A 22641-nucleotide genomic window follows, 5' to 3' on the forward strand; every position below is an offset into this window, starting at 1 on the left:
GCCCATGACCAGCAGCAGGCGGATGCGCGGACTCGCGGTGGCGGCCGCCCTCCTGCTGGTGCTCACCGCCTGCACCGACGGCTTCAGCGGCCTGACGCTGCGGATCGCCGCCGGCAACCCCGGCGGCGTCTACGACAGCCTGGCCCAGACGCTGGCCACCGCGTGGCAGGGCGACCTGGACATCGACCGGCCGCAGGTGCTGCAGACCCAGGGGTCGCCCGACAACGTCGCGAAGGTGCTCGCCGGCCAGGCCGACGTCGCCTTCGTCGCGGCCGACGTCGCCGCGGACCGGTACCGGGACAACAACGGCCTGGCCGCGCTCGCCCGGATCCACGACGACTACCTGCACCTCGTGGTCCGCCGCGACTCCGACATCCAGTCGGTGGGCCAGCTGACCGGCCGCCGGATCGCCATCGGCTCGCCGGCCTCCGGCGTCGAGTACATCGCCGACCGCCTGCTGGACGTGGCCAACCTGACCGGCTCGGTCACCAAGGTCCGCTACGGCCTCGACGAGTCCGTCACCGCGCTGCTGAACGGCACCGTCGACGCGTTCCTGTGGTCCGGCGGCCTGCCGACGCCGAAGCTGGCGGGCTACAACAGCCGCAGCGCGCTGCGCCTGCTCGACATCGGCGGCCTGATGCCGAAGATGCAGGCGATCAGCCCGGTCTACGGCACGGCGACGATCCCGGCGAGCACGTACAACCAGCTCCTGCCGGTGACCACGCTGGTGGTGCCGAACTTCCTGGTGGTCCGGCCGTCGATGGCCGACGACGTGGCCGAAGCGCTGGTCCGCGGCCTGTTCGACGCCCGCCCCGAGCTGGCGGAGGCCAACCCGGCGGCCCTGTCGATCGACGTCCACCCGGGCATCGAGACCCAGCCGATCCCCCTGCACCCGGGCGCACTGCGGTACTACCGGGCCCAGAAGACGTAGCGCCCGTTCGGCGGTTCACGCGGGGACGCTCCCGCCCGGGGAACGCAGGTGCGGCAGCGGGATGCCGCGGACCAGAGCCAGCAGCGTGATCACCACACCGGCGGCGACCAGCAGGTCGCTGCCGAGCCGTTCGAGCACGATCACGCCGATCAGCGCGGCGGTGAAGGTCAACGCCTCCAGCGCGCCGAGCGCACCGCAAGACCGCTTGGGCCGCCTGGGCGGCACGAGGTAGACCACGACGGGTCCTTCCTTTTCGTTGCTGTGATCGGGGCGGCAGGACGGCACCGCACCCGCCGTTTTCTGTCCGTGCGAGGCAGGATCAGAATTCTTCGTCGCGGATCATGCCGCGCAGCCGGGTCAGGGCCCGGTGCTGCGTCACGCGGACGTTGCCCGCCGAGATCCCGAGCGCTTCGGCGGTTTCGACCGCTGAGAATCCGACAGCGATGCGCAGGGTCAGGATCTCCTGCTGCATCCGCGGCAGCGACGCGAGCAACCGGCCGAGCCGGGCGCCGAGGTCAAGGTGCAGTGCGTGCGTCTCCGGCTCGTTGCCGACGGCCAGCGGGCGCTCCGGGAGCTCGGGGACGGGCTCGGAGCGGTCGCGGGCGACGGCGCGGTAGGCATCGGCGACCTTGTTGGCGGCGATCGCGTGGACGAGGTAGAGGAAGGAGCCGCCGCGGTCCTGGTAGTCCGGCAACGCCTTGAGCACAGCGAGGCAGACCTCCTGGGCGACGTCGTCGGCTGCCAGGTAGGAGAGGTCGCGACCGCCCATGCGCGCGCGGCAGTAGCGGACCACCACCGGCTCGATCATCTGCAGCAGCGAGTGGATCGCGGCCGGGTTGCCCCCGCCCGCCTCCCGCACGAGGGGGTCGAGGTCCTCCTTGGTGAGCCGCCCGCCGGGCCGCGGCAACGACTCCGCCGTGATGTACCGCTCGCTGAATTCCGTTGTCCTGGCCAGGCCGGGGGCCGGTTCGGTCCGGTGCGCGCGGTCCAGCACGGCCGCCACGGCATCGGGTGAGACCGTCGCGGCCAGCCGGCGTGCGCCGCGCGTCCCCACCGAGGACCGGTTCACCAACGCCCGCGCGTGCTCCCGGGACACCACCGCCGCGCTCGATTCAGGCATGCCGGCCTCCTTCGCGCCGCTGTTCCTTGATGTAGGCGCGGTACGCGGTGCGGATGCCGCGCACGGCCTTGAGCGTGTAGGTAGCCGTCTCGCTGTTGATCAGCTCGACGATGGTGGTGGCGTCGTAGCCCAGCACCAGGTAGTTCAGGACCACCCGGGCCACGTCCGGCGGCACCCCCGGCTTGGCCGCCTTCCCGAGCTTGCCGGTGAGGGCGGCCTCGACGTCCATCCTGGCCAGCGCAACTCGTTCGGCCGAGGGCACGCTGGCTTCGTGCCAGTCGAACTCGGCGACGAACACGTCATGTTCGGCCCGGCGGCGCGCGCTCAACTGCTTGCGGCAGGCGTTGGCGAAACACAGCACGCACGAGCCGAGGAAGTAGGTGGACAGCCGGGCGCCGCGATCCGGGCGCCAGCCGTCATCCTGCAAACCCTGTTCCTGGAACAGCCTGATTCCCGCGCCGACGGTTTCGTAGGCGAGCTCGATCTGCTCGTCGCGGCTGAACGGCGGCCGCGGCGGCCGGACGGGCCGGCCCTTCTCGGTGGCCCGGCGGTAGATCTCCCCGGTGCCGACCCAGGCGCCGATGACCCCGACCCCGTAGCCGGCGAGCCGGTTCTCCAGCTCCGACCACACCAGCCCGTCGAAGCCGTCAGCTTCCAGCGCGCACAGCAGTTCCAGGTCGGGGATCGACATCGGCCGGGCGGGGCCGTGCCCCATCCACAGTTCGTCTTCCGGTGCGGGCTTGCCCGGCAGCACCAGGTCGAACAGCTCCTGCAGCTCCGAGCGACGACGAGTCTCCGCAACGGGTGCCACGACCTGCCGCAGCAGGGGCAGGCCTCGCCCCCGGGGCGGCCTGTCGAGCGCGTGGTCCTTCTCGAACGTCATCGAAGTGTTCTCCGGTGGGTGAGCCGTTGCGCGATGGCTGCGGAAGGCGTGAGGGCCTCGGCAACCCGGACGTCAGCCTTATAGGTGCGCCCTGACGGACCACAATCCCGCCCGTTATGCTTTCGTTATATTCTACGTTCCGCGACGAATCAGACGATCCGACGTGGAAGTTTTGGCACCGAAAGCAATTACCGCCACCCGCATGATCCATTCTTCCGATCACGAGGCCCCCGAGCGCAAGCGCCGAAAAGCCGTCAGGCCACCGGGAACACCATCGAGATCCGCAGCCCGCCGCCCTCGGGCAAGTCCAGCTCCAGCTCCCCGTCCGAATGCGCGACGATCTCGCTCACGATCGCCAGCCCCAGTCCCGAACCCGGCACGTTCTGGTGCGCCGGGCTCCGCCAGAACCGGTCGCGGGCGCGGTCCAGCTCGTCGGGCCGCAGCCCCGGCCCGTGGTCTCGGACCGACAGCCGGACCCGGTCCGCCTCGCGGGACACCGCGATCCGGATCTCCGTGCCCGCCGCCGTGAACTTGAGCGCGTTGTCCAGCAGCGCGTCCAAGATCGTCTCGGCGCCGCGCGGGGGCATGCGGACCGTCAGCCCGGCGCCGGACGTCTCCACCACCAGGCGTACGTCGCGGGCCTCGCCGACCACCGACCAGTCCGCCACGCGCTCGGCGACGGCTTCGTCCAGCGTCACCGGGTCCAGCCCGCCGCCGGAAGCCTCCGCGCGGGCCATCGACAGCAGGCCGTCCAGGATCTGGTGCAGCCGGCCCGCGTCGACCCGCGCCGCCTCCAGGTCGGCCGCCGCCGGTTCGTCGTCGACGTGGCCCTCGAGGTTGCCGAGGCGGATCTTCAGCGCCGTCAGCGGGTTGCGCAGCTGGTGGGACGCGTCGGCGACGAACGCGCGTTGCGCCGCCAGGGCGCCCGACACGCTCTCGGCCATCCGGTCGAACGAGCGGCCGAGCTGCCGCAGCTCCGGCGGGCCGCCGCTCTCCCCCACCGGCTCGGCCTCGCGCCCGCTGACCACCGACGCCACCAGCGCCCCGGTCGCGTCGTCGAGCCGGTGCACCGGCCGCAGGATCCACCGGACCACCGGGATCGCCACGGCCAGCGCCAGCGTGAACGCGAGGATCCCGCCCGCGGCCAGCAGCAGCCACCACCACAGGACGTCGGCGCGCTCGGCGCCGGTGCCGGACACGGTGAGCACCGCGCCGTGCACCTCGCCGTCGGCGAGCACCGGCTCGGCGAGCACCAGCGGCGTCGAATCCCACGGCATCAGCACGCCCGCCGGCTGGGACCGGCGGCCGGCGAGCGCTTCGTGCATCGGCCCGCTCATCCGGTCGGCCTTCAGGTCGATCCGGGCGGCCGACGGCCCGAGCGAGCTGGCGAACAGCTTGCCGTCCTGGTCGACGACCAGCACCTGGACGCCGTACACCTCGTTGTAGCGGGTCAGGTCGGGGTCGATCAGCGACGGCTTGTTGTCCAGCAGCGGGCGTTGCGCCAGCGACGCGAACCGGGCGGTGTCGGTCAGCCGGTCGAGGAACAGGTCCTGCTGCGCGCCCGCGGCGATGCTGCGGGCCAGCGGGATGCCGAGGCCGAACACCAGCAACGCGACCAGCGTCAGCACGATGCCCTGCAGCCGGACGCGCACGCTCAGCTCCGGGCGACCTGGCCGCCGAGCCGGTACCCGACCCCGCGGACGGTTTCGATCAGCGCCGGCCGGCCCAGCTTGGTCCGCAGCGTCGCGACGTGGACGTCCAGCGAACGGCTCTCCGCCGGACCGCGGTGCCCCCACACCTCGGTGAGCACCTGCTCGCGCGAGCACACCGCGCCGCGGGCGTTCGCGACCAGCGCCAGCACCTGGAACTCCTTGCGGGACAACGCGACGGCCTTCCCGCCGACCAGCACCTCGTGCCGGGACAGGTCGACGCTGACGTCACCCACGCGGATGACCACCGGTTCAGCGACATGTTCTCCCCGGCGGCGGCGCACGGCCTCCACCCGGGCGAGCAGCTCCTCGACGTCGTAGGGCTTGACGAGGTAGTCGTCGGCGCCCGCGCGCAGGCCCTGGATCCGGTCGTCGACCTCGCCGCGCGCCGACACGACGATGATCGCGACGTCGCTGACCGCGCGGATCTGGCGGCACAGCGTCACGCCGTCGATGTCGGGCAGGCCCAGGTCCAGCAGGATGACGTCGACCTCGTGCACCCGGTCGAGCACGCCGGCGCCGGTGGCGAGCCGGGCGATCGCCAGGCCGCGGCGGGTCAGCGCCGGGATGAGCGCACCCGCGACCCGGTCGTCGTCCTCCACCAGCAGCACCCGCACCCGTCCGCCTCCCATGGTGACCTGCTTCACCGGCCGGTAGGGCGAACTCTAGGACGTCCGGGCGGCACCCGCACCGGCCACCCGGACGGTCACCGCGCGTGACCCCGGGTGGACACCTCCCAAAATGGACATCGATACTCAGTTGAAACCCTAAGTATTGCTCAAGCGGCCTTGCCAGCCGGTAAAGCAACGGTAGGTTCTCGCCATCGCGTGGTGACCCATGCCCGATTTGCACGAACGACCCGGGAGGCCAGATGACCGCGGAGGTGGCGGCGCCGATGATCAAGGCGTCCGCCGTGAACAAGTACTTCGGCGACCTGCACGTGCTCAGGGAGATCACGCTGGAGGTGCCTCGCGGCCAGGTCGTCGTGGTGCTCGGGCCGTCGGGCTCCGGCAAGTCGACCCTGTGCCGGGCGATCAACCGGCTGGAGCCGATCAACTCGGGCGAGATCGCCGTCGACGGCGTCCCGCTGCCCGCCGAGGGCAAGGCACTGGCCGCGCTGCGGGCCGACGTCGGCATGGTGTTCCAGTCGTTCAACCTGTTCGCGCACAAGACCATCGTCGAGAACGTCATGCTCGCGCCGGTGAAGGTCCGCAAGACCTCGCAGGCCGAAGCGCGCAAGACGGCGATGGAGCTGCTGGAGCGCGTCGGCATCGCCAACCAGGCCGACAAGTACCCGGCGCAGCTTTCGGGTGGCCAGCAGCAGCGCGTCGCCATCGCGCGGGCGCTGGCGATGCGGCCCAAGGTCATGCTGTTCGACGAGCCGACCTCGGCGCTGGACCCGGAGATGGTCCAGGAGGTCCTCGACGTGATGACGGGCCTCGCCAAGGACGGCATGACGATGCTCGTCGTCACCCACGAGATGGGGTTCGCCCGGCGGGCAGCCGATCGGGTGATCTTCATGGCCGACGGCGAGATCGTCGAGGACACGACGCCGGAAGAGTTCTTCACCGCGCCGAAGAGCGAGCGCGCGAAGGACTTCCTCGGCAAGATCCTGACCCACTGAGAACAAACGTTCCGCGGCGCGTCGGCGTCCGGGTGACGACACACAGGAGAGATTCACATGAGGATCCGCACCCTCGCGGTGGGACTGCTCGCCGGCGGGCTGGCGCTGACCACGCTGACCGCCTGTGGCAAGGAAGGCACGCCGTCCTCGCCGGGCTCCGGCGACCAGAGCGGCACGAACGCCCCGGCGGCGCTGAGCTACCCGGTCGCGCAGGGCGTCGACCTGGCCGGCTCCCCGGTGTTCGCCAAGATGAAGGCCGCGGGCGCGCTGACCGTCGGCGCCAAGGACGACCAGCCGAACCTCGGCCTGAAGGACCCGACGACCGGCAAGTTCGGCGGCTTCGACATCGAGATCGCCAAGCTCGTCTCGGCCGGCCTGGGCTTCGACCCGGAGAAGATCACCTTCCGCACGGTCGACTCCGGTGCCCGTGAGCAGACGATCGCGAACGGCGACGTGAACTACTACGTCGGCACCTACTCGATCACCGACAAGCGCAAGGCGCTGGTCTCCTTCGCCGGCCCGTACTTCGTCGCCGGCCAGGACCTGCTCGTCCGCAAGGACGACAACTCGATCACCGGCCCGGAGACCCTCAAGGGCAAGAAGGTCTGCTCGGTCACCGGCTCGACCCCGATCCAGAAGGTCCGGCAGCAGAACCTGACCGAGCCGAACAACATCGTCGAGTTCCAGAAGTACTCGCAGTGCGTCGAGAAGCTGCAGTCGAAGGACGTCGACGCGGTCACCACCGACGACGCGATCCTGAAGGGCTACGCCGCCCAGGAGCCGGACACCCTGAAGGTCGTCGGCAAGACGTTCTCGACCGAGAAGTACGGCATCGGCCTGAACAAGGACGACAAGGTGCTGCGCGACAAGGTCAACGAGATCCTGCAGAAGGCGCTGGACGACGGCACCTGGCAGAAGATCTACGACGCCACCCTCGGCAAGTCCGGCTCGACCGCGACCAAGCCGACCCTCGAGAAGTACTGATCTGACACCGGGGCCGGTGGATCGGGAGTTCCCGGTCCACCGGCCCCTTTCATCCACCTGACCACGGACGCGGGGAAGGCTCCATGGACGTCCTGTTCAACAACCTGGACCTGTTCGGTCCGTTCTTCCTCACCACGATCGAGCTGTTCCTGCTCTCGGCCGTCGGCAGCCTGATCTGGGGCACGATCCTGGCGATGCTGCGGGTGAGCCCGGTCCCCGTCTTCCGCGCCGTCGGCACGGCGTACGTGACGATCGCCCGGAACACGCCGCTCACGCTGGTGTTCGCGTTCTTCGTGTTCGCGTACCCGCTGCTGGACATCGTCAAGCTCGACTACTTCCCGGCCGCCGTGACCGCCCTGACCGTGTACACCTCGGCGTTCATCTGCGAGGTCGTGCGCTCGGGCATCAACACGGTGCCGGTCGGGCAGGCCGAGGCGGGCCGGGCGCTGGGGCTGACCTTCGGCCAGATCCTCGGCCAGGTCGTGCTGCCGCAGGCGCTGCGCTCGGTCGTCCCGCCGCTGATCAGCACCCTGATCGCGCTGCTGAAGAACACCACCATCGCCGCCGGTTTCTCCGTCGCGGAGGCCGGCGCGATCCGCTCGTACCTGTCCGAACGCGGCGAGAACCAGCTGATCGGCCTGCTGTGGGTCGCGCTCGGGTTCATCATCCTGGTCACCGTGCTGTCGTTCGTCCAACGCAGCCTGGAGAAGCGCTGGAGCGTGGCCCGATGAGGGAGCTTGCGACCGAATCATTCAACACTGCGCCTTCGGCTCAGGCCGCACCGAGCGTCAGCGAGGTGGGCGCATGAGCAACGTACTGTTCGACGTCCCGGGGCCGAAGGCGCGGCTGCGGTACCGCACGTACGCGGTGGTCGGCACCCTCGTCGTCCTCGCCTTCGTCGGCTACGTCGGGTGGCGCTTCTACGACAGCGGCCAGTTCACCGCCCGCAAGTGGGAGTGGCTGCAGTACGCGCAGGTGCAGCGCGACCTGGGCAACGCGGTGCTGTCGACGGTCGAGGCGTTCGCCGCCGCGGCGGTGCTCGCGCTGGTCTTCGGCGCGATCTTCGCGGCGGGCCGGCTGTCCGACCACGTGTGGATCCGCCGGATCGCCGGGTTCGTCGTCGAGTTCTTCCGCGCCATCCCCGCGCTGATCCTGATGTTCCTGTTCTACTTCGGCCTGCCGACCGTGGGCGTGCCGACGACGCCGTTCCTCGGTGTGGTCCTCGGCCTGACGCTCTACAACGGCTCGGTGCTCGCGGAGGTGTTCCGGGCGGGCATCCAGTCGCTGCCGAAGGGACAGAGCGAAGCCGCGTACGCGCTGGGCATGCGCAAGACGCAGGTGATGTTCCTGGTCCTGCTGCCGCAGGCGATCCGGGCGATGCTGCCGACGATCATCAGCCAGCTCGTCGTGCTGCTGAAGGACACCGCGCTCGGGTTCATCATCACCTACCAGGAGCTGCTGTACTACGCGCGCTACATCGGGTCGCAGGGCACGTTCGGGCGGCCGATCGTGCCGTCGACGATCGTGGCCACCGCGATCTACGTCGTGATGTGCCTGCTGCTCACGGCGCTGGCGACGTACCTGGAGCGGCGCAACCGCCGCAACAAGAAGGTCGTCGGCACGCCCGCACCCCCCGCCACGGGCGAGGCAGCCCTCGTCTCCGCCGCCTGAGTCACCCGTTCGAGGCCCCCGGGACATGTCCCGGGGGCCTTGTCGTGTCCCGGGGTCTCCCCTAGCGTCGGGCGCATGGGTGTCGCACTGGTGACCGGCAGTTCCCGTGGCCTCGGCCGGGTGATCGCGCGCCGGCTGGCCAGAGACGGGTTCGCCGTCGCGGTCAACGGCCTGCACGACGACGCCGACCTCAAGACCGCAGCGGAAGGCATCCTCGGCGAGGGCGGCCGCGCGGCGGCGTTCGCCGCGGACGTGACCGACCGGCGCCAGGTCGGCGAGCTGGTGGACGCGGTCACGGCAGTGCTCGGCCCGATCGGGGTGCTGGTGCTCAACGCGACGGGCCCGCAGCCGGAGGCGCCGCTGGCGGCCGTGGACTGGCCGGAGCACCTGGCCCAGCTGGACTTCTTCGTGCGGTCACCGGTGCTGCTCGGGCACGCGGTCCTGCCGGGGATGCGGGCCCGCGGCCACGGCCGCATCGTGCACGTCGACTCGGAGGTCGCGGACCGGCCGCCGCCCGGGCGGTCGGCGTACGCGACGGCCAAGAGCGCGCAGATCGGCCTGGTGCGGGCGTGGGCGCGCGAGCTGGCGCCGGACGGCATCACGGTCAACACGGTGGCGCCGGGGTTCATCCCGGTGGAGCGGCACGCTTCGGTGCCGGACGGCGAGCGCGAGGAGTACCGGGCGTCGGTCCCGGCGGGCCGCCTGGGCACCCCGGAGGACGTGGCGGCGGCGGTGAGCTTCTTCGCGTCGGAGGAGGCGGGCTTCGTGACGGGCCAGCGGCTGCTGGTCGACGGCGGCCGGGCCCTCGGCTGAGCCGGGGAAAATCGGTTTCCCGGTCGGCGGCGGCCTCGCTAACCTCGCGCTCATGCCGACCTACCGCGTCCTCGTCCGGGGCAAGTTCGACCGGCCCACGGAGGCCGTCCGCGAAAAGCTGCGAGCCGACTCCGGCGGGGAGGGCGGCCTCACCGGCATGTCGTTCAGCGAAGGCGGGACGCTGAGTTACAGCAACCACCTCAGTGGTTTCAGCTTCCGCATCGCCGTCGAGGTCCCGGTAGGCTCCGACGCCACGGCGCGGGCGCACGACCACGCCGAGCTGATGGCGATGGAGCTGCTGGAGCGCGAGGGGTACCCGTACCGCGACCTCACGGTCAGCTCGACCTGCATGGACGACGTCAAGATCAACCGCCGCTGACGGCCGCCCGGTACAGCGCGGCCAGCACGCCCAAGACCAGCACCAGCGCCAGGCCGAGGGCGGCCCACATCGCGACGTGCAGCTGAAGCAGCCCGCCCGCGAGCGCACCCACCAGCATCGCGGCGACGGCGGCGGCCTTCCGCAGCGGATGCGATCCCGGCCCGCCCGCCGCCTTCGAATCCGCCGCGAACCCGGTCAGCGTCATGGTCAGGACGGTCGTCGTCAGATCGGGCGCGCCGATCCGGCGGACCGCCGCGTTCTGCAGGCCCATCGCCAGCCCGAGCGCGACGATCAGCAGCTCGGCGCCCAGCCGTGTGCCGCCACCGAGGGTCACGGACAGCACGACGGCCACCGCGATCAGCGCGGCCTGGGCCGCGGTCGCCTGCCGGAGGGCGTCGCGGTCGTCGTCACGGCGGGCGAGCCGGCCACCGGCGAGCGCCCCGGCCAGGAAGGCCAGCACGGCGGTCAGCGACGCGAGCACCGACAGCGTCGTCTCCCCCGCCGCCGCGAACCCGAGGAAGACGACGTTCCCGGTCATGTTGGCCACGAACACCCGCCCCAGGCCGAGGAAGCTGACGGCGTCGACCGCCCCGGTGACGACGGTCAGCGTCAGCAGCAGGGCGGCCAGGTCCCGCGGTTCCGGTTCAGCCATGCGGGCAGTCAACCACCCCGCGGGTGAACGCGCGGTCCCCGAGCGCGTCGGTGCTGTCGACGAACTGGTCGATCGCCCCGGTCAGCGGTGCCGGCGGCCACCCCGCGAGCAGGGGCGTCACGAAGCGGCCCGCGTGGATCACCTGGAACGGCCGGTCGTGGTAGCCGCTGGTCCGAGGCACTACGGGTTCGGTGAGGCCGAGGTCGTTGTGCAGCCCGGCGACGCATTCGTACGCGGCCACGAGGTGCCGTTCGCGCAGCTGCCAGGTGGTCGCGGCCAGCGCGCCGGTGAGGTGCGGCGCCAACCGCGTGGCGACGGGCAGCCGGGCGAAGGCGCTGCCGAGCCATTTGCTGTACGGCGGGTACCGGCGCGCCATGAGCAGGCACAGCCGCATCAGGTCCCGGACGAGCCGCGCGGCGACGACCGCGGACCCCAGTTCGTCCCCGGCCTCACCGCACCGGCCGACGAACGCCTCCTCCTGGCCGATCCGCTGCCACTGGCACGCCAGGACGTACCGCCAGACGTCGCCCGGGTACCAGGCGAGGTTCCGCCGCAGGGTTTCGAGCCCGAGGTCGTCGTGGAAGACCGCGCCGCCGGTGAACTCGGCGAAGATCTGGGTGGGGGTCGCGAGCCAGTCGGCCCTGACGGGTCGCCGCGGGTCGAACCCGAGCGTTCCGCGAACCCAGTCGCCGAGCCCGGCGACGACGACGCCGTGGTCGGTCCGGCCGGTCGCCTGTGCGAGGTGCCGGGTGCCGTTCTCGCTGGTCACGAAGTGCGTCGAGTACCCGAGGAAGGTGCGCGGGAGGTGGTCGGCGAGCAGGTCGCGGAGCCCGGCGCCGTCGCCGTCGGGGAACAGCAGCAGCCGCGGTCCCCAGTCGTGGTCGGTGGAGCGGGGCGAGTCGAAGCCCAGCACCTCGGAGCCAGGGCCGAGGAGCGCGGCGGTGTAGCGGAGCCGCGGACGGGCGCGGCGCAGGATCGGCCGGACCGCCTCGGCGTGGAAACGCCGGGACAGTTCGATTCCGGGAGTGAATTCCATGGGCGCATTGTGTCGCGCGAAGGCGCGAAGCGCGCTTCATTATGCGAAGCGGCTTCGCAGCGCTTCGCGACCGATTTTTGTTGTCACACAGGCGAAACACCGAACTCCTTGCGGTGAATCCGCGCGCGGCGCACCCCGTTTTGTCGGAGGTCCCCTCTACCGTCCGTGGCATGACCGAAAAGAGCACGGTGCGCACGCGGGAAATGGCCCACGAACTCAAGGGCCAGCGTGAGCTGAAACGGATCACCCTGCGCGAACTGGCCCGCCGCGCGGACTGGTCGGCGTCGAAGGTGTCGGCCTGGGAGAACGGCCGCCGCATCTCCCCGATCGACGCGGCGATCTACCTCGCCCACTGCGGGACGAAGGCCGCCGAACGGGCCCGGCTCCTCGAGCTGGTCAAGCCGCCCGGCGACCTGTACTGGGTGCGGCCCTACTTCGACAAGCTCGTCGACCCGATGAAGTCCCTCATCATCCAGGAGAACCTCGCCGACTCGATGGTCAACTACAGCCCGGCGGCCATCCCCGGGATGCTGCAGACGGAGGAGTACGTCCGCACCTGTTTCGAACTCACCGGGCGCTACACCGCCGACCGGCTCGGCGTGCTGACGCGGGCACGCGTGGACCGGCAGCAGCTGCTGCAAGGCCACACCCCACCCCGCTGCACCTTTTTCGTGCACGAACGCGCGTTGCGCTCGGTGGTGGGAAACCAGGCGCTCATGCACGAACAGGTGCAGAACCTGGTATTGACCACCAACCTGCCGCACTGCGTCATCCGGGTGGTGCCGGAGTCGGATCCCGCGTTCCGTGTGCTGAGCACGACCTTCACGGTCATGGAATTCCCCGAGCACCCACCGGTGGCCTACGAGGAGACTTACACCGCGGGGTTGTTCGTGGATGACCGCATCGCGGTGGAGGCGTTCTACCTCCTCGTCACACGCCTGGAACAGGTGGCCCTTTCCGAGGCACAATCGCGGGAGTGGCTCGTCCGATTCGCGGACGAGTACGAACGCTTGAGGGAGTGATCGAGGTGGCCCGGGAACAGACCTGGTTCAAAAGCAGCTACAGCGAAGGCCAGGAACACCAAACCTGCGTGGAGGTGGCAGTGAGCTCGAAGGTCACCGCGGTCCGCGACTCGAAGGCGCCCACCGCCGGGCACCTGACGGTCCCCCACCGCGCCTGGACCGCGATGCTCAGCACTCTGCGCTGACGACTTCCCCGTCCCGTCGCGCAGCACCAAAGTCGGCGCGCATACCCACTTCGATGCGGCCTCGGTCGTCGTCGAGCCGGAGCAGCCGCGCGGCCTCGGAGGTGGCCGCCTTCAGGGCGGCCGCCTCGCCGAGCACCCGCGGCCGACAGCCGGAGCTCGGTCGTCAAGTCGACATGGGGACGCAAGGCCCGGACGTCCGCGCCCCGGCGAGCACCGTCACCCGAGATCCTTGCGCCAGACGAGGAAATCGCACGGCGTGGCCAGCAACGGCGCAAGGTGCGGGTAGTCCTCGCCGAAGTCGGCCCGGTGCGTCACCCGATACCCGAGCCGCCCGTACCACTCGGCCAGGAACTGCTTCGCCGGATGCGTCCAGTCCCGCGGCATCAGCAGTTCAAGCTGCATAGCCCGGCACCCGGCGTCCCGGCTCGTCGCCTCCGCGAACCGCACGAGTTCCCGCCCGACCCCCAGCCCCCGCCGCGCCGGATCGGCGGCGAGCATGCCGAATTCCCCGGTCACGTCATCGAGCCGCCGGATCCGCACGGCCCCGCCAAGATCACCATCGACAAAGGCAGCGGCGATCTCCCCATTCCGCACGAACCCGCCCACCTCCTCGGAGGACGTCCGGTCGGCGCTCCCCCGCCAAAGCCCCTTCTCGGACTCGGCGTAGACCTGGTTCACCAACCCGGCGACCCGTTCGACCACCGCGACCCCGGTCGACGGCGGCAGCAGTTCGATCTCCATGCCGCCACCTTGCCACGGCCCAAAAAGACGCTCGCGAACCGGCTCGAGGCGCGGTTCGCGAGCGTCGGGGTGAAAACCCTACTTGTCCCGCCGGAACAGCTTGTTCCCCAGCCACACGATCGGATCGTACTTCCGGTCCGCGACCCGCTCCTTCATCGGAATCAACGCGTTGTCCGTGATGTGGATCCCCTCCGGGCACACCTCGGAACAGCACTTCGTGATGTTGCAGTACCCGAGCCCGTGCTCGTCCTGCGCCGCATCACGACGGTCCGCGACGTCCAGCGGGTGCATCTCCAGCTCCGCGATGCGCATCAAATACCGCGGCCCGGCGAAGGCTTCCTTGTTCTCCTCGTGGTCGCGCACCACGTGGCAGGTGTTCTGGCACAGGAAGCACTCGATGCACTTGCGGAACTCCTGCGACCGCTCGACGTCGACCTGCTGCATCCGGTACTCGCCCGGCTTCAGGTCCGCCGGCGGCGTGAACGACGGGATCTCGCGCGCCTTCGTGTAGTTGAACGACACGTCGGTGACGAGGTCGCGGATCACCGGGAACGTCCGCATCGGCGTCACCGTGATCACCTCGTCCTCGGTGAACGTCGACATCCGCGTCATGCACAGCAGGCGCGGGCGGCCGTTGATCTCCGCCGAGCACGAGCCGCACTTGCCCGCCTTGCAGTTCCAGCGGACCGCGAGGTCCGACGCCTGGGTGGCCTGCAGCCGGTGGATGATGTCGAGGACGACCTCGCCCTCGTTCACCTCCACCGTGAAGTCCTGCAGCTCGCCGCCCGTGTCGTCGCCGCGCCAGACCCGGAAACTCGCCTTGTAGCTCATGCTTTGCTCCCGGGGTGCGCCTCGAGCTCGTCGTCGGTGTAGTACTTCCCGAGTTCGCCGAATTCGAACAGCTCCAGCAGGTCCTGCCGCAGCGGCACCTGCTCCTTCACCTCGACGCCGATGTCCGGGACGACCGGGTTTTCCCCGTCCGAAGCCGAGCACACCAGCAGCTTGTGGCGCCATTCGGCGTCCATGCCCGGGAAGTCGTCGCGCGTGTGCCCGCCACGGCTTTCCGTACGTGTCAAAGCGGCCTTCGCGACGCACTCGCTGACCATCAGCATGTTGCGCAGGTCGATCGCGAGGTGCCAGCCGGGGTTGAACTGCCGGTGCCCTTCCACCGTGACGCGCAGGATCCGCTGCCGCAGCTCGGCCAGCTTCACCAGCGCCTGCTCGATCTCGCCGGCCTTGCGGATGATGCCGACCAGGTCGTTCATCGACTGCTGCAGTTCGGTGTGCAGGGTGTAGGGGTTCTCCGCCGACGCGCCCGCGGGCGGGTCGAACGGCGCCAGCGCCATCTTCGCCGCGGCGTCCACATCGGACTCACTGACGGCCGGCCTGCCGTCGAGGCCGAGCACGTACTCGGCCGCGCCGAGACCCGCGCGCCGGCCGAACACCAGCAGGTCCGACAGCGAGTTGCCGCCGAGCCGGTTGGACCCGTGCATGCCGCCCGAGCACTCGCCGGCCGCGAACAGGCCGGGCACGCTCGCCGCCGCCGTGTCCGGGTCGACCTCGATGCCGCCCATCACGTAGTGGCAGGTCGGGCCGACCTCCATCGGCTCCGCGGTGATGTCGACGTCGGCCAGCTCCTTGAACTGGTGGTACATCGACGGCAGCCGCTTCTTGATCTCCTCGGCCGGCAGGCGGCTGGCGATGTCGAGGAAGACGCCGCCGTGCGGGGACCCGCGGCCCTCCTTGACCTCGGAGTTGATCGCGCGGGCCACCTCGTCGCGCGGCAGCAGGTCCGGCGTGCGCCGGTTGTTGTCCGCGTCGGTGTACCAGCGGTCGGCTTCGTCTTCGCTTTCCGCGTATTGCCCCTTGAAGACGTCGGGCACGTACTCGAACATGAACCGCTTGCCGTCGGAGTTCTTCAGCACGCCGCCGTCACCGCGCACGCCCTCGGTGACGAGGATGCCCTTGACGCTCGGCGGCCAGACCATCCCGGTCGGGTGGAACTGGACGAACTCCATGTTGATCAGCTTCGCGCCCGCCCGCAGGGCCAGCGCGTGGCCGTCACCGGTGTACTCCCACGAGTTCGACGTCACCTTGAACGACTTGCCGATGCCGCCGGTGGCGAGCACGACCGCGGGCGCCTCGAAGAGGATGAACCGCCCGCTCTCGCGCCAGTAGCCGAACGCGCCCGCGATGCGGCCGTCGGTGGTGAGCAGCTCGGTGACCGTGCACTCGGCGAAGACCTTGATCTTCGCCTCGTAGTCACCGGTCTCGGCGAAGTCCTCCTGCTGCAGCGAGACGATCTTCTGCTGCATCGTGCGGATGAGCTCGAGCCCGGTGCGGTCGCCGACGTGCGCCAGCCGCGGGTACGTGTGCCCGCCGAAGTTGCGCTGGCTGATCCGCCCGTCGGCGGTGCGGTCGAACAGCGCGCCGTAGGTCTCCAGCTCCCAGACGCGGTCCGGCGCCTCCTTGGCGTGCAGCTCCGCCATCCGCCAGTTGTTGAGGAACTTCCCGCCGCGCATGGTGTCGCGGAAGTGGACCTGCCAGTTGTCGTTCGAGTTCGCGTTGCCCATCGAGGCGGCGCACCCGCCTTCGGCCATCACCGTGTGCGCCTTGCCGAACAGGGACTTGCACACGACGGCGACGCGGAAGCCGCGTTCGCGGGCTTCGATCACGGCGCGCAGACCGGCGCCACCGGCACCGATCACCACCACGTCGTAGCTGTGCCGTTCGACCTCGGTCATGAAGAGATTCCACCTCGGAACTGGGGACGTCTTTGTCGGGGACGGGAAGAACTAGTTCACGAACCTCAGGTCCGCGATCGCGCCACTGGCCACGAGCATGACGTAGAAGTCGGTCAGCACCAGCGTGCCGAGCGTCGTCCAGGCCAGCGTCATGTGGCGGGTGTTGAGCTTCGTGACCTGCGTCCAGATCCAGTAGCGCACCGGGTGCTTGGAGAAGTGCTTCAGCCGGCCGCCGGTCACGTGCCGGCACGAGTGGCAGGACAGCGTGTACGCCCAGAGCAGGACCACGTTGGCGAGCAGGATGACGTTGCCCAGCCCGAAGCCGAACCCGCCGGTCTTCCCGTGGAACGCGGTGATCGCGTCGTAGGTGTTGATCAGCGAGACGACCAGCGCGACGTAGAAGAAGTAGCGGTGGACGTTCTGGATGATCAGCGGCAGCCGCGTCTCGCCGGTGTACTTGGCGTGCGGTTCCGCGACGGCGCACGCCGGCGGGGAGAACCACACCGACCGGTAGTACGCCTTGCGGTAGTAGTAGCAGGTCAGCCGGAAGCCGAGCAGGAACGGCAGCACGACGAACCCGAGCGGGATGAACCCGGGCAGGTCGCCGAACCAGTGGCCGAAGTGGCTCGAGCCCTCGACGCAGGACGTGGACAGGCAGGGCGAGTAGAACGGGGTCAGGTAGTGGTAGTCGGGCACCCAGTACGCGGTGCGCACGAACGACCGGACCGTCGCGTAGATGATGAACGCCGACAGTCCGAGCACGGTCAGCAGCGGCTGCAGCCACCACCGGTCCGTGCGGAGGGTGCGCTCGGCGATCCGGGCCCGCTTCGGGGCCCGGACGCCGGTGCCGACGCCGTTGTCAGCGGGTGCGCTCACCGCTGGTCGCGCTTGTAGCCGCCGACGCCTTCGTCATCGGCGCCGTGCCACAGCGCCGGGTCGTAGGGCGTGTCGGGGACGGGAACGCGTTCGGCGGCCTTCGCCTGCGCGGGCACCGCGAGGGGCACGCCGTCGAGGTCCGCGGTGTCGATGTCGAGGCGCTCGACGTCGTTGGCGAGCCGGCGCACCGCCGACGCGTCGCCGTAGCGAGAGCGCAGTGCGCCGACGCACTGCCGGAGCTGGCCGATGGTTCGCCGCAGCTCGGCGATCTCGGAGGTGGACATCATGCCTCCCGTGGTGGTGGGGCTGGCAGGGAACCGGCTAAGGCTTTGCCACGCGTCGTGCAGTGTGACAACTAGCACACTAACGGTTCCAGAGGTGATCGGGGTCACGCGGGTCGATCTTCTGAATCGATTTTGATTCGGCGTTTTCCCGAGGTAGTGTGGCCAGTGTCACGACCCAGAGGCGCCAGCGTTGCCGTCCCGCGGACCACCCCACACCAGTGATCCGGAGCCGGACATGAGCCCCACCCCCACCCCGAAGCTGCACCGCGTCGTCGCCGACGTCACCGAGCGCATCGCGGCCCGCAGCGCCGCGACCCGCGCCGCCTACCTCGACCGCACGACCGCAGCGTATGCCGAAGGCCCGGTGCGCCGCGGTCTCGCCTGCAGCAACCTCGCCCACGGCTTCGCCGCGATGGACGGCGTCGACAAGGAAGCGCTGCGGGCCGCGCGCGCTCCGGGCGTCGCGATCGTGTCGTCCTACAACGACCTGCTTTCGGCGCACCAGCCGATGCAGGAGTACCCGGCATGGCTGAAGAAGTCCGTGCGCTCGGCCGGGGGTGTCGCGCAGTTCGCCGGCGGCGTGCCCGCGATGTGCGACGGCATCACGCAGGGCCGCGCGGGCATGGAGCTGTCGCTGTTCAGCCGCGAGGTCATCGCGATGTCGACGGCGATCGCGCTGTCGCACGACATGTTCGACGCGGCGCTGCTACTGGGCGTCTGCGACAAGATCGTCCCCGGCCTGCTGATCGGCGCCCTGTCGTTCGGGCACCTGCCCGCCCTGCTCGTCCCGGCTGGCCCGATGAACTCCGGGCTGCCGAACAAGGAGAAGGCGCGCGTCCGGCAGCTGTACGCCGAAGGTCTCGCGACCCGCGAAGACCTCCTGGACGCCGAAGCGGCGTCGTACCACTCGGCCGGCACCTGCACCTTCTACGGCACGGCCAACTCGAACCAGATGGTCGTCGAGGTGATGGGCCTGCACCTGCCGGGCGCCAGCTTCGTGCAGCCGGGTTCTTCGCTGCGGCAGGCGCTGACCGAAGAGGCCGGGCGGCGGGTCGTGGCGATCTCGCGCGGCGAGGAGTACACGCCGGTTTCGCGGATCCTCGACGAGAAGGCGTTCGTCAACGGCGTCATCGCGCTGCTCGCCACCGGCGGCTCGACCAACCACACGATGCACCTCGTCGCGATCGCCGCGGCCGCGGGCATCCAGCTGACCTGGGACGACTTCTCCGACCTCTCGGCCGTCGTGCCGCTGCTCGCGCGGGTCTACCCGAACGGCAGCGCCGACATCAACCACTTCCACGCCGCGGGCGGCATCCAGTTCCTGGTCGGCACGCTGCTCGACGCGGGCCTGCTGCACGAAGACGTGCACACCGTGGCCGGGTTCGGGCTGCACCGCTACCGCGCCGAGCCGATCCTGTCCGACGGCGAGCTGGTCTGGCGGGACGTGCCCACCCGCAGCCTCGACGAAGAGGTGCTGCGCCCGGTGTGGCGCCCCTTCGCCGCGGACGGCGGGCTGCGGATGGTCGAGGGCAACCTCGGCCGTGGGGTGGTCAAGGTGTCCGCGGTGGCGCCGGAGCACCGCGTGGTCCAGGCGCCGGCGCGGGTGTTCACCACGCAGGAGGACTTCAAGGCGGCCTTCGACGCCGGCGAGCTGGACCGGGACGTCGTCGTGGTGCTCCGGCACCAGGGCCCGCGGGCCAACGGCATGCCGGAGCTGCACGGCCTGACACCGGCGCTGGGCGTGCTGATGGACCGCGGGTACGCGGTGGCGTTGCTCACCGACGGTCGCATGTCGGGTGCGTCGGGCAAGATCCCGGCGGCCATCCAGGTGACACCGGAAGCCGCGTCGGGCGGCCCGATCGCACGCATCGCCGACGGCGACGTCATCCGGCTCGACGCCACCTCGGGCTCGCTCGACGTGCTCGTCGGTGACGAAGAACTCGCCCGCCGTGAGCTTGTGGACGCGCCGCCGTCCGAAGCATCCTGGACCGGCACCGGCCGAGAGCTGTTCGCCGCGTTGCGCCGCGCGGTCGGCCCCGCTGACCAGGGCGCTTCCGTCTTCGGCGGCTTGACTCCGGAGCACCTTGGCGTCCTTTCGGGGGTCCAGGGAGGCTTGCCCCCCGGCCGGGGTCTGGGGCTCGGCCCCAGGAAACACGGAACGCCCGCTTTCACAACCCAGGAGGTCGGTCAGTGACCACCGGTCAGGACCTGCTCGAGCTGTCCCCCGTGATGCCCGTGGTGGTGATCGACGACGCCGACGACGCGGTGCCCACGGCCCGGGCCCTGCTCGCCGGCGGGATCGGGGTCATCGAGCTGACCCTGCGCACCCCGGCGGCTCTCTCCGCGATCGAGCGCGTCGCCGCCGAGGTGCCGGACATCGTCATCGGCGCCGGCACCGTGACCTCGCCGGACCAGGCGAAGCAGGCGGCCGACGCGGGCGCGAAGTTCCTCGTGACGCCGGGCTGCACGGACGCCGTCGTCGACGCGTGCTTCGAGACCGGGCTGCCGTTCCTCCCCGGCGCGAGCACGGTGTCGGAGGCGATGCGGCTGGCCGAGCGCGGGCTGACGGCGCTGAAGTTCTTCCCGGCCGAGGCGTCCGGCGGCGTCGCGTACCTGAAGTCGATCGCGGGCCCGTTGCCGTCGTTGCGCTTCTGCCCGACCGGCGGGATCACCGTGGCGTCGGCGCCGTCCTACCTGGCGCTGCCGAACGTCGGCTGCATCGGCGGATCGTGGCTGACGGCCTCGCTCGACCCCGCCACGATCGAGAAGCTGGCCGCGGAAGCCGCCGCGCTGTAGCAGAAATCACTGCGCGTTATCGCCGCACTCGAACGGCGGAATGCGCGTCCGCATCCCGGGAGCACCGTTCCAGCCCGCTGGAACGGTGCTCCGAGCGGGTGTGGCGCCGGTCATGCATCCCACTGAATGGCGCATTCACCGCACTGGTGGGGTATTTACCTGCCTGTTATCGTTTCTTCTCGCTGTTTCCAGCGAGGAGAATCCGTGTCCCTGACCAGCGTGGTCGCGCCCAGTCCTGCCCCCGAGACCGTCGCCGCTCTCGTCGGCGAACGCCTTTCGGTGTCCGCACTTCACCAGCTCGGCGGCACTCTCGGCGGCTATTCCTTCGTCAAGGTCGTGGTCGACCGCGAGCAGGCGAAGATCCACTTCCTGAACAACGCACGCCATTCCTTTCACGCGATCTATATCGGCGAAGAGATCCTCGGCGTCCCCGGAGAACGCGTGCGCGCCGAGATCGACTCGTACAACGAAACCTTCTACCACGCGGCGGACCGCCGGTTCCTGCTCGGCATTCTCGCCCTGCACCCGCAGATGCTTTCGCTGGAGACGGTCGAGGTCGACACCATGCCGGCCGAGCTGATCCGCGAATTCCACGCCTTCGTCGCCCAGTACGTGGACCCGTCCTTGCCGCTGTTGTTCAAGCCGGCCAACCAGCTGCAGGAGCGGATCGTCCGCGAGATCCCGGCGGGTGAGCTGCCGCGCGTCTTCGCGCACGAGCTGTTCTCCACGGCGCCGTTCGTGCCGCTGAACCCGGGCACGGCGGTCGGGCGGCTGCGCGCGTTCCGCACCGAAGCCGAGTACCGCGCGGCGAAGCTGGACTGGACCGACATCATCGTGATGGACCGGGTGCCCGACGACATCCCGCGGCTGGCGGGGATCGTCAACGCCCGGCACACGACACCGTTGTCGCACACCAACGTCCTCGCCACCGGCTGGCAGGTCCCGAACGCCGTCCAGCTCGGCGCGCTGGCCGAGATCGAGCGCCGCGGGCTCGACGGCAAATGGGTCGAGTACACAGTGGACGCCCAGGCGCTGACCCTGCGTGAGGTCGACGAACCGGCCGACGCGGCGCCACCGTCCTGGTACGCCCAGCGCGTCACCCTGGAGCAGCCGGAGGCCGATCACAGCCCGATCGTGAACCTCGCCCGGCTGCGTGCGGCCGACCGCCACCGCTACGGCACGAAGGCGGCCAACCTCGGCGAGCTGCACCACGTGCTGGCCCACGGCTCGCAGCGGCTGCTCGGCTTCTACCAGGTGCCGCGGCCGCCGCGGGACAACCTGCTGCCCTACCTGGCCCGGCTGCTGGACGTTCCCCTCGACGCCGACCTCGGTGCGGCGGCCCGCCGGCTGCTCGACGAGCACGTCCGCGTCCCGCGCGGCATCGCGCTGCCGTTCTCGCTGCAACGGCGGTTCCTGGAGTCGTCGCCGCGGATCCAGCAGGCCATCGGCAAGCTGAAGATGGCCTTGGAGCTGGACGCGCGGGAGATCGAGCCGCTGTGCGTCGAGCTGCAGGGTCTGATCCGGTCGGCGCGCCTGCCGGGCGCGCTCGCCGGCGAGATCGACTCGGCGCTGGTGTCGCAGCTGGCCGGGGTGCGGGCGTTCGTCGTGCGCAGTTCGTCCAACGCCGAGGACCTCGCCGGCTTCTCGGCCGCCGGGATCTACGAGTCGCACAACCACGTCACGACGGCCGAGCGGATCTTCGCGAGCGTCAAGGAGGTCTGGGCGTCGCTGGTGTCGGTGCGCAGCGTCCGGCTGCGGCAGCAGGCCGGGATCTCCCTCGACGAGTGCTACATGGGCGTGGTGATCCAGGAGCAGGTCGCCGCGGACTTCGGCGGGGTGCTGGTGACGACGAACCCGATGAACCGCGCGGACTTCCGCACGGTGTACGTCAACGTGTCACCGCGGGTCACCGACGTCGTCGACGGGTCGGCCTTGCCGATGCAGTACCTGTATTCGACGGTCGAGGGCGGCGGCCGCACGCTGTCCCTGGGCGACGCGCCCGCGGACCTCGACCCGCGGGCCCACGACCAGCTGCAGCGGCTGGCGATCGCCGGCCGTCTGCTGCAGGGCCACTTCTCGCCCGACTACACGTTCGGCTCACCGGTGGACATCGAGTGGCTCGCCGACGGCGACCACCTCCACCTCGTGCAGCTGCGCCCCTATTCGGCCTGACCTTCCGGGAGAAACGACC

General features: G+C 70.4%; 24 protein-coding genes. 12 read left to right on the forward strand and 12 right to left on the reverse strand.

What is annotated here, in order from left to right:
- Positions 1–4: 4 nt before the first annotated feature.
- On the forward strand, positions 5–931 hold the full coding sequence (locus OO60_RS21675) for a TAXI family TRAP transporter solute-binding subunit (RefSeq protein ID WP_033261950.1): 927 nt from the start codon (positions 5–7) through the stop codon (positions 929–931).
- Positions 932–946: 15 nt separating this feature from the next.
- On the opposite strand, the gene OO60_RS21680 is transcribed toward OO60_RS21675, so the two are convergent.
- The 5 genes from OO60_RS21680 to OO60_RS21700 form a co-directional block, all read right to left on the reverse strand.
- Complete coding sequence (locus tag OO60_RS21680) at positions 947–1168, reverse strand: hypothetical protein (RefSeq protein ID WP_003054429.1); 222 nt, start codon at positions 1166–1168, stop codon at positions 947–949.
- 82 nt (positions 1169–1250) lie between these two features.
- On the reverse strand, positions 1251–2051 hold the full coding sequence (shbA, locus tag OO60_RS21685; RefSeq protein WP_003054431.1) for an RNA polymerase sigma factor ShbA: 801 nt from the start codon (positions 2049–2051) through the stop codon (positions 1251–1253).
- Positions 2044–2934 (reverse strand): hypothetical protein, encoded by an 891-nt coding sequence (locus OO60_RS21690; protein ID WP_003054433.1) that lies wholly within the window; start codon positions 2932–2934, stop codon positions 2044–2046. The genes shbA and OO60_RS21690 overlap by 8 nt, the downstream gene beginning before the upstream one ends.
- 254 nt (positions 2935–3188) lie before the next feature.
- Positions 3189–4586 (reverse strand): sensor histidine kinase, encoded by a 1398-nt coding sequence (locus OO60_RS21695; protein ID WP_003054436.1) that lies wholly within the window; start codon positions 4584–4586, stop codon positions 3189–3191.
- Between the two features lie 2 nt (positions 4587–4588).
- Positions 4589–5260: a response regulator transcription factor gene (locus OO60_RS21700; RefSeq protein ID WP_003054439.1), complete on the reverse strand. Its 672-nt coding sequence runs from the start codon at positions 5258–5260 to the stop codon at positions 4589–4591.
- 278 nt (positions 5261–5538) lie between these two features.
- On the opposite strand from OO60_RS21700, the gene OO60_RS21705 reads away from it, so the two are divergent.
- The 6 genes from OO60_RS21705 to OO60_RS21730 all read left to right on the forward strand — a co-directional run bounded on the left by OO60_RS21705 (position 5539) and on the right by OO60_RS21730 (position 10114).
- Complete coding sequence (locus tag OO60_RS21705) at positions 5539–6267, forward strand: amino acid ABC transporter ATP-binding protein (RefSeq protein ID WP_003054447.1); 729 nt, start codon at positions 5539–5541, stop codon at positions 6265–6267.
- 57 nt (positions 6268–6324) lie between these two features.
- Complete coding sequence (locus OO60_RS21710; protein WP_003054450.1) at positions 6325–7251, forward strand: glutamate ABC transporter substrate-binding protein; 927 nt, start codon at positions 6325–6327, stop codon at positions 7249–7251.
- Between the two features lie 83 nt (positions 7252–7334).
- Positions 7335–7982, forward strand: a complete 648-nt coding sequence (locus OO60_RS21715; protein ID WP_003054453.1) for an amino acid ABC transporter permease — start codon at positions 7335–7337, stop codon at positions 7980–7982.
- 73 nt (positions 7983–8055) lie between these two features.
- Complete coding sequence (locus OO60_RS21720) at positions 8056–8922, forward strand: amino acid ABC transporter permease (RefSeq protein WP_003054456.1); 867 nt, start codon at positions 8056–8058, stop codon at positions 8920–8922.
- 75 nt (positions 8923–8997) lie between these two features.
- Positions 8998–9735, forward strand: coding sequence for an SDR family NAD(P)-dependent oxidoreductase (locus OO60_RS21725; RefSeq protein ID WP_003054459.1), 738 nt, complete (start codon positions 8998–9000; stop codon positions 9733–9735).
- Positions 9736–9787: 52 nt separating this feature from the next.
- Positions 9788–10114 carry a DUF6204 family protein gene (locus OO60_RS21730; protein WP_003054464.1) on the forward strand — a complete coding sequence of 109 codons (327 nt, stop codon included), beginning with the start codon at positions 9788–9790 and terminating at the stop codon, positions 10112–10114.
- On the opposite strand, the gene OO60_RS21735 is transcribed toward OO60_RS21730, so the two are convergent.
- Both OO60_RS21735 and OO60_RS21740 read right to left on the reverse strand, forming a co-directional pair.
- Positions 10101–10766: a YoaK family protein gene (locus OO60_RS21735; RefSeq protein ID WP_003054467.1), complete on the reverse strand. Its 666-nt coding sequence runs from the start codon at positions 10764–10766 to the stop codon at positions 10101–10103. The two genes, OO60_RS21730 and OO60_RS21735, sit on opposite strands and share 14 nt — an antisense overlap.
- Positions 10759–11802, reverse strand: coding sequence for a DUF4037 domain-containing protein (locus OO60_RS21740; protein ID WP_003054470.1), 1044 nt, complete (start codon positions 11800–11802; stop codon positions 10759–10761). The genes OO60_RS21735 and OO60_RS21740 overlap by 8 nt, the downstream gene beginning before the upstream one ends.
- Positions 11803–11972: 170 nt before the next feature.
- Here OO60_RS21740 and OO60_RS21745 point away from each other — a divergent pair, with 170 nt between their 5' ends.
- Both OO60_RS21745 and OO60_RS21750 read left to right on the forward strand, forming a co-directional pair.
- A complete protein-coding gene (locus OO60_RS21745) occupies positions 11973–12824 on the forward strand; it encodes a helix-turn-helix domain-containing protein (protein ID WP_003054473.1) in 852 nt (283 codons plus the stop codon).
- A 5-nt stretch (positions 12825–12829) separates the two neighbouring features.
- Complete coding sequence (locus OO60_RS21750; RefSeq protein WP_205624079.1) at positions 12830–13009, forward strand: DUF397 domain-containing protein; 180 nt, start codon at positions 12830–12832, stop codon at positions 13007–13009.
- A gap of 216 nt (positions 13010–13225) precedes the next feature.
- On the opposite strand, the gene OO60_RS21755 is transcribed toward OO60_RS21750, so the two are convergent.
- From OO60_RS21755 to OO60_RS21775, 5 genes are all read right to left on the reverse strand, one after another.
- A complete protein-coding gene (locus tag OO60_RS21755) occupies positions 13226–13750 on the reverse strand; it encodes a GNAT family N-acetyltransferase (protein ID WP_003054479.1) in 525 nt (174 codons plus the stop codon).
- Positions 13751–13828: 78 nt separating this feature from the next.
- Positions 13829–14581: a succinate dehydrogenase/fumarate reductase iron-sulfur subunit gene (locus tag OO60_RS21760; protein WP_003054483.1), complete on the reverse strand. Its 753-nt coding sequence runs from the start codon at positions 14579–14581 to the stop codon at positions 13829–13831.
- A complete protein-coding gene (locus OO60_RS21765) occupies positions 14578–16494 on the reverse strand; it encodes a fumarate reductase/succinate dehydrogenase flavoprotein subunit (RefSeq protein WP_003054484.1) in 1917 nt (638 codons plus the stop codon). Before OO60_RS21765 ends, OO60_RS21760 begins: the two co-directional genes overlap by 4 nt.
- Positions 16495–16545: 51 nt before the next feature.
- On the reverse strand, positions 16546–17370 hold the full coding sequence (locus OO60_RS21770; RefSeq protein ID WP_003054486.1) for a hypothetical protein: 825 nt from the start codon (positions 17368–17370) through the stop codon (positions 16546–16548).
- On the reverse strand, positions 17367–17654 hold the full coding sequence (locus OO60_RS21775) for a hypothetical protein (RefSeq protein WP_003054488.1): 288 nt from the start codon (positions 17652–17654) through the stop codon (positions 17367–17369). Before OO60_RS21775 ends, OO60_RS21770 begins: the two co-directional genes overlap by 4 nt.
- Positions 17655–17889: 235 nt before the next feature.
- Here OO60_RS21775 and edd point away from each other — a divergent pair, with 235 nt between their 5' ends.
- The 3 genes from edd (at position 17890) to OO60_RS21790 (ending at position 22622) form a co-directional block, all read left to right on the forward strand.
- Complete coding sequence (gene edd / locus OO60_RS21780) at positions 17890–19848, forward strand: phosphogluconate dehydratase (RefSeq protein WP_003054490.1); 1959 nt, start codon at positions 17890–17892, stop codon at positions 19846–19848.
- Positions 19845–20450 carry a bifunctional 4-hydroxy-2-oxoglutarate aldolase/2-dehydro-3-deoxy-phosphogluconate aldolase gene (eda, locus tag OO60_RS21785; protein ID WP_003054491.1) on the forward strand — a complete coding sequence of 202 codons (606 nt, stop codon included), beginning with the start codon at positions 19845–19847 and terminating at the stop codon, positions 20448–20450. Before edd ends, eda begins: the two co-directional genes overlap by 4 nt.
- A 204-nt stretch (positions 20451–20654) precedes the next feature.
- Entirely contained in the window at positions 20655–22622 is a 1968-nt protein-coding gene (locus OO60_RS21790) for a PEP/pyruvate-binding domain-containing protein (RefSeq protein ID WP_003054493.1), read from the forward strand.
- Positions 22623–22641 lie beyond the last annotated feature (19 nt).

The organism is Amycolatopsis vancoresmycina, from assembly GCF_000716785.1.
Taxonomy (GTDB): domain Bacteria; phylum Actinomycetota; class Actinomycetes; order Mycobacteriales; family Pseudonocardiaceae; genus Amycolatopsis; species Amycolatopsis vancoresmycina.

Excerpts from the sequence above, each read along its gene's own strand:
- OO60_RS21675 (WP_033261950.1), top strand. The coding sequence starts at position 5 with ATGACCAGCAGCAGGCGGATGCGCGGACTCGCGGTGGCGGCCGCCCTC.
- shbA (WP_003054431.1), bottom strand. The coding sequence starts at position 2,051 with ATGCCTGAATCGAGCGCGGCGGTGGTGTCCCGGGAGCACGCGCGGGCG.
- OO60_RS21690 (WP_003054433.1), bottom strand. The coding sequence starts at position 2,934 with ATGACGTTCGAGAAGGACCACGCGCTCGACAGGCCGCCCCGGGGGCGA.
- OO60_RS21705 (WP_003054447.1), top strand. The coding sequence starts at position 5,539 with ATGATCAAGGCGTCCGCCGTGAACAAGTACTTCGGCGACCTGCACGTG.
- OO60_RS21710 (WP_003054450.1), top strand. The coding sequence starts at position 6,325 with ATGAGGATCCGCACCCTCGCGGTGGGACTGCTCGCCGGCGGGCTGGCG.
- OO60_RS21715 (WP_003054453.1), top strand. The coding sequence starts at position 7,335 with ATGGACGTCCTGTTCAACAACCTGGACCTGTTCGGTCCGTTCTTCCTC.
- OO60_RS21720 (WP_003054456.1), top strand. The coding sequence starts at position 8,056 with ATGAGCAACGTACTGTTCGACGTCCCGGGGCCGAAGGCGCGGCTGCGG.
- OO60_RS21725 (WP_003054459.1), top strand. The coding sequence starts at position 8,998 with ATGGGTGTCGCACTGGTGACCGGCAGTTCCCGTGGCCTCGGCCGGGTG.
- OO60_RS21730 (WP_003054464.1), top strand. The coding sequence starts at position 9,788 with ATGCCGACCTACCGCGTCCTCGTCCGGGGCAAGTTCGACCGGCCCACG.
- OO60_RS21735 (WP_003054467.1), bottom strand. The coding sequence starts at position 10,766 with ATGGCTGAACCGGAACCGCGGGACCTGGCCGCCCTGCTGCTGACGCTG.
- OO60_RS21740 (WP_003054470.1), bottom strand. The coding sequence starts at position 11,802 with ATGGAATTCACTCCCGGAATCGAACTGTCCCGGCGTTTCCACGCCGAG.
- OO60_RS21745 (WP_003054473.1), top strand. The coding sequence starts at position 11,973 with ATGACCGAAAAGAGCACGGTGCGCACGCGGGAAATGGCCCACGAACTC.
- OO60_RS21755 (WP_003054479.1), bottom strand. The coding sequence starts at position 13,750 with ATGGAGATCGAACTGCTGCCGCCGTCGACCGGGGTCGCGGTGGTCGAA.
- OO60_RS21760 (WP_003054483.1), bottom strand. The coding sequence starts at position 14,581 with ATGAGCTACAAGGCGAGTTTCCGGGTCTGGCGCGGCGACGACACGGGC.
- OO60_RS21765 (WP_003054484.1), bottom strand. The coding sequence starts at position 16,494 with ATGACCGAGGTCGAACGGCACAGCTACGACGTGGTGGTGATCGGTGCC.
- OO60_RS21775 (WP_003054488.1), bottom strand. The coding sequence starts at position 17,654 with ATGTCCACCTCCGAGATCGCCGAGCTGCGGCGAACCATCGGCCAGCTC.
- edd (WP_003054490.1), top strand. The coding sequence starts at position 17,890 with ATGAGCCCCACCCCCACCCCGAAGCTGCACCGCGTCGTCGCCGACGTC.